The 1071-nt window shown below is 60.9% G+C and carries 2 protein-coding genes and 1 pseudogene; all 3 read left to right on the top strand.

Annotated elements, in window-relative coordinates:
* Positions 1–238, top strand: a pseudogene (locus EN939_RS35430) (DJ-1/PfpI family protein); the annotation flags it as partial.
* A 72-nt stretch (positions 239–310) separates the two neighbouring features.
* A complete protein-coding gene (locus tag EN939_RS35425) occupies positions 311–718 on the top strand; it encodes a hypothetical protein (protein ID WP_127271751.1) in 408 nt (135 codons plus the stop codon).
* A gap of 128 nt (positions 719–846) precedes the next feature.
* A partial coding sequence (locus tag EN939_RS35420) for a helix-turn-helix transcriptional regulator (RefSeq protein ID WP_127271968.1) occupies positions 847–1071 on the top strand: 225 nt, incomplete at its 3' end.

The following is a 1071-nucleotide window of genomic DNA, read 5'->3' as shown; positions in this document are numbered from 1 at the left end:
GGCCAAGCATACCAGCAATGGCCGCGAGTGGATCAAGGGTCATGAAACCGGTTATGCCGGTGCCGAGAACTACCAGGATGTGCCGCATGCCGTAGCCGACGGCAAAATTGTTTCCGCGCCGGGCTCGGCGCCGGGCACCTTCGCGCTCGCCTTTCTGAAGACGCTCTACCCCGAAAGAGGCAGCGATCTCGCGCGGATGCGGACACTGTTTGCCAAGGAGTATGCTGAAGGCTCCTGACAGTATGCTGTCAGGAGTGCCGTGCAATGGTGCCAGCTTCGGACACCACGCATTGGCGTCAAAGGACGATCGATGAAGAGTTGGAAAGACAGACTGAGCACACCTGGCATCAACGGCGTGAAGCCGACGCCGCGCACGATGGCCGATGTCATCGAAGGACAGCCTATGCTGGTGCCGACGGCGCGCCAGGTCGATGATTTCATCCGCTCGATTCCCGAAGGCATCGACATGGATGTGCGTGCGCTGCGTACAGCACTTGCCGTCGAGCATGGCGCCGAAGTGACATGCCCGGTCACCATAGGCTATCATCTGCGCACTGTTGCCGAAGCCGCCAACGAGGACCTTCAGCGCGGCATGGCGCTGAGTGACGTGGCACCGTTCTGGCGCGTGCTCGATGCGAAAACACCGACGACGAAGAAACTGTCCTTCGGCGCGGAGTTCGTCGCCGCGCAGCGCAAGCGCGAAGGGCTGAAACCATGAGGCACGCCGCCCAAAAGTGTTCTGCGGTTTTGGGATAACGGCATGCGCGAAAACACGATGCCGTGCCGTCCAAAAGTGGACATCAGTTTTGGGCGACATGCATAGAGACAACGCCGAGGGACCATACGATGCGCCGCGCCGACAGGCTCTTCCAAATCGTGCAGCATCTGCGCGGTGGCCGATTGGTCACCGCCCAGAAGCTCGGCACGTGGCTCGAGGTTTCCGAGCGAACCATCTATCGCGACATTGCCGATTTGCAGTCGACCGGAGTGCCGATCGACGGCGAAGCCGGCGTTGGCTACATGATGAGGGAGGGGTTCGACCTTCCGCCGCTGATGTTCACGCGTGACGAA

The sequence above is a fragment of the Mesorhizobium sp. M7A.F.Ca.CA.002.05.1.1 genome (genome assembly GCF_003998335.1).
Classification (GTDB): Bacteria; Pseudomonadota; Alphaproteobacteria; order Rhizobiales; family Rhizobiaceae; genus Mesorhizobium.
The sequence above is the reverse complement of the archived record's forward strand: the minus strand, read 5'-3'. Positions and strand labels throughout refer to the sequence as shown.

Bases quoted from the DNA above. Each gene is read 5' to 3' on its own strand.
- EN939_RS35425 (WP_127271751.1), top strand. From the start codon at position 311: ATGAAGAGTTGGAAAGACAGACTGAGCACACCTGGCATCAACGGCGTG.